At 57.1% G+C, this 3,787-nt stretch carries 3 protein-coding genes and 1 CRISPR repeat array; of the genes, 2 read left to right on the top strand and 1 reads right to left on the bottom strand.

Going from position 1 to position 3,787, the window contains the following annotated elements; genetic code table 11:
• Nucleotides 1-367 (bottom strand): thioredoxin family protein (locus HMPREF3039_RS12950; RefSeq protein ID WP_067952200.1); only part of this gene is annotated, 367 nt, incomplete at its 3' end.
• A 214-nt stretch (nucleotides 368-581) separates the two neighbouring features.
• Here HMPREF3039_RS12950 and HMPREF3039_RS12945 point away from each other — a divergent pair.
• Nucleotides 582-1,805, top strand: a complete 1,224-nt coding sequence (locus tag HMPREF3039_RS12945; protein ID WP_067573739.1) for a saccharopine dehydrogenase family protein — start codon at nucleotides 582-584, stop codon at nucleotides 1,803-1,805.
• Nucleotides 1,806-2,266: 461 nt separating this feature from the next.
• Complete coding sequence (locus HMPREF3039_RS12940) at nucleotides 2,267-3,244, top strand: metallophosphoesterase family protein (protein WP_067573740.1); 978 nt, start codon at nucleotides 2,267-2,269, stop codon at nucleotides 3,242-3,244.
• A gap of 310 nt (nucleotides 3,245-3,554) precedes the next feature.
• Nucleotides 3,555-3,787: direct repeats of the CRISPR family, unit length 30 nt; unit sequence GTCGCACCTCACACGAGGTGCGTGGATTGA.

Here is a 3,787-nt window from a genome sequence, read left to right as displayed (position 1 = left end):
CGCCGAAGGGCTTGCCGGAAGCATCCGCAAACACTATAGTCGGAAAACTCGTCACGCCGTACTGTTCGGCAAGCTTCCGGTTGGCCGCCTTCACTTCAGCGGACTGTTCCTTCCTGCGCGGATAATCCAGCTCCAGCAGCACGAAGTTTTTCCTGGCCTCCTGCTGGAAATCCGGCTTGGTGAGCACATTGGCGCGGAGCTGCATGCAGGGAGCGCACCAGTCGGAGCCGGTGAACTCGATCATCAGATTCTTCTCCTGTTCGGCGGCTTCCTTCCTGGCGGCGTCCATATCGGTCAGCCACCCCTCCGCGGCAAAGCAGGGCGCCATGCAGGCGGCGGCAATTATCGGCAGAATTTGTCTGATCATAGCTAGGATTTCACATTAAGACGGCGCCTGCCGTCTGTCAATCTTCATCCCAATCATTTTTGGAAAATATCCAAAATGCCACATCCGCCACCTTGTAAGACAAAACACGGCTTTCGTTGGAACCGGCTCTCCCGGCAACATGGAAGGAGTGACACTATTGCACCAATTCCGGGATTGCCTTTCGGCCTCTTTTCCCTTATGTACTGGACCTGTTATGAATACGGTTTTAATCATCGGAGCAGGCGGCGTAGGCCATGTGGTAGCCAATAAATGCGCGCAACTGCCGGACATCTTTCAAAACATTCATCTGGCATCCCGTACGAAAAGCAAATGCGACGCCATTGCGGAAGACGTGCGCGCCAGAACGGGCATCAGCATCACCACGCACGCCGTGAATGCCGACGACGTGGACGCCACCGTGGCCCTGATCCGCGAGGTAAAACCGCAATTGCTCATCAACGTGGCACTCCCCTACCAGGACCTGGCGCTAATGGATGCCTGCCTGGAAACGGGCGTCAACTATCTGGACACCGCCAATTACGAGCCCCGGGACGTCGCCAAGTTCGAATACTCCTGGCAGTGGGCCTACCAGGACAAATTCCGCAAGGCCGGGCTCTTCGCCCTGCTCGGTTCCGGATTTGATCCGGGCGTGACCAACGTCTTCACGGCCTGGGCGCTCAAGCACCATTTTGATGAAATCCACACGCTTGACATCATCGACGTCAACGGAGGCGACCACGGCAAAGCCTTCGCCACCAATTTCAATCCGGAAATCAACATCCGCGAGGTGACGGCCCCCTGCCGCCACTGGGAAAACGGAGCCTTCCGGGAAACGCCCGCCATGAGCATGCACCAGAGCTTCAACTGCCCGCAGGAAGTGGGCACCTATGAAATCTACCGCATGTACCATGAAGAAATGGAAAGCCTGGTCAAGCACATCCCGACCATCCGCCGGGCGCAATTCTGGATGTCCTTCTCCCCGAACTACCTCAAGCACCTGGAAGTGCTGCAGAACGTGGGCATGACCCGCATTGACCCGGTCACGTACAACGGCGTGGAAATCATTCCGCTGCAATTCCTGAAAGCCGTGCTGCCGGACCCCGGAGACCTTGGCAAGACGACCAAGGGAAAAACCTGCATCGGCAACGTCATCACCGGCGTCAAGGACGGCAAATTCAAGGCCGTGTACATCTACAACATTTGCGACCACGAAAAATGCTTTGAGGAAGTAGGCTCCCAGGCCATCTCCTACACCACGGGAGTTCCCGCCATGATCGGCGCGGAAATGATACTCACGGGCAAATGGTCCGGCGCCGGAGTCTTCAACATGGAGCAGAACGACCCGGATCCGTTCATGGAGGAGCTCAACAAGCGCGGCCTGCCCTGGCACTGTATCGAGCTCACGGAAGAACAGGCGAAAAACCTGCAAGTCCAGTAACTCCCTCCGTCTCCCGGTTTCTTCCTCTTTTCAGGACCGTTCCGCCTCACGGCAGGGACGGTCCTTTTTATTCCCTTTTCCATGACGTACTGTTTTCATGACCGAGTCTTTGCAGTGCTGCCGGGGACTTCATTCCGAGCCGGGAAAAAGACCGGGCTTCCTGCCCTCTCCCGGAACCCGCCGCGCCAGCCCCGGCTCCTGGGGACCGTGGCCCCGGTATGACGACTGGTTCAGGCAGAGGAGCCGCAAAAGTCCATTGTTCTTTCAGCCCCCTCCATGGCCGAGGCGTTCCACAGGATGATATCCGGAATGCGGCCCCCTCCCCTCTTCCCATGCCGGATGGGGAAGAAAACGGGATTTGCCGCCTCCTTTTCCAAAAGGAACGGGAATGGAACTCGCAGGACTCATCCGGGATTTTTTTTCTGGCATGAAGGAACATCCCTGTCAATAATGGGGAAGCCATGAAATTCATTGCTCTGTTCTTCATCTTTCTGCTTCAAATTGCGTGGGCGGAAGAACCCTGGAAAATCGCCATCATCGGAGATACGCACGACGCGCCCCCGCGCATGGAAGGAAGCGAAGGCGTGGCCGTCAATTTCATCAAGACCCTTTACGGAGAAATCCTGAAGCACCAGGTGGACATGGTCATCCAGGTGGGCGACATGGCGGACATTCAGGGAAGCGCGCCCGTGAAGGGGCTTGCCAAACGTAAGGAACTCAACAAAATGTTGGAGGAAAAGGGTATTCCCTTCTACGCCCTGCGCGGCAACCACGAAGCCATTCCCGAGCGCGCCGTTCAATTCCGCGAACTCTTCATGCCCACCCGCAAACAGGGAGCCAAAGGACTGGCGACCAGAAAGCTCAACTACGGCATCCGCCACAAGAATGCCTCCCTGTACTTCATGGACATCGACCTGACGCCGGCCCAGCTGGTGGACTTCAGCGCGTGGATCAAGAAAAACAGAAGCAAGGCGAACTCCGCCCCCCGCCATTGCCTGGTGTTCACCCACCGGACCCTGCAAACGCCCATGCAATTCCGGGAATGCCTGTGGGGCCGCTACAACGACAGCGCCGCCGACCAGCAGAACATCTTTTACCGCAACCTCCGGGAAGCCGGCGTGCGTTTTGTCGTCACGGGTCACCTGCACGCCCACGACCTCTACACGATCACCTCCCCGGACATGAAGCACAGGCTGACCTCCCTCATCTGCGCCCCCGCCGGGAACAAGGTGCTGCCTCTGCCGCTGCTGCTGCCCACAAAATCCCGGGTCAAGACCCTCCAATACCGTTCCGGCATCACGGCCTACTACATCCTGACCATCCATCCGGACTCCATGACGCTGGACACCTACGCCGCCCCCAACAACGGCACCACGGACAAGGGCCCCCAAAGCGACGAATTCAAGAAACTCCCTTCCTACCGGATTCCGATGGATTAAAGGAAAGAACATTCCTTCCCTGTTTACCGGAAAGGAAACTGGACGCGCTTAAGCTTTCCGGATAAACTCCCTTCCACCTTGGAATGCCAGGGCAGAAGGAAGGAACATGCCCACCTCCCTTCTGCCGGACAGCGCCAACCTCAAGCTCACAGAAAATTCCCGGGACACCGGCGATTGCTGCAAGTTATTGAGGACTGCATATTGACATCATGGAAACAATAAACGGCGGGTTGGAAATATCCCTCTGATAAACAGGTTGGCGCAAAACATCCTCTGCCCACCTGAACATCAGCCGGATACCTCCCCTGCCGTCGCACCTCACACGAGGTGCGTGGATTGAAACTTTTGATTTTATGATAAGCGGGAGTTTTTTCTGGTAGTCGCACCTCACACGAGGTGCGTGGATTGAAACACGATTCCCCGCGGGGATGTTGGTCCTCAGGGAGTCGCACCTCACACGAGGTGCGTGGATTGAAACTCTTGCCGTCGCCAGGGCAGCTATGGACCCGGACGGTCGCACCTCACACGAGGTGCGTGGATTGA

The sequence above is a fragment of the Akkermansia sp. KLE1798 genome (genome assembly GCF_001580195.1).
In the GTDB taxonomy this organism is placed as follows: domain Bacteria; phylum Verrucomicrobiota; class Verrucomicrobiia; order Verrucomicrobiales; family Akkermansiaceae; genus Akkermansia; species Akkermansia biwaensis.
The sequence above is the reverse complement of the archived record's forward strand: the minus strand, read 5'-3'. Positions and strand labels throughout refer to the sequence as shown.

Excerpts from the sequence above, each read along its gene's own strand:
- HMPREF3039_RS12945 (WP_067573739.1), top strand. The coding sequence starts at position 582 with ATGAATACGGTTTTAATCATCGGAGCAGGCGGCGTAGGCCATGTGGTA.
- HMPREF3039_RS12940 (WP_067573740.1), top strand. The coding sequence starts at position 2,267 with ATGAAATTCATTGCTCTGTTCTTCATCTTTCTGCTTCAAATTGCGTGG.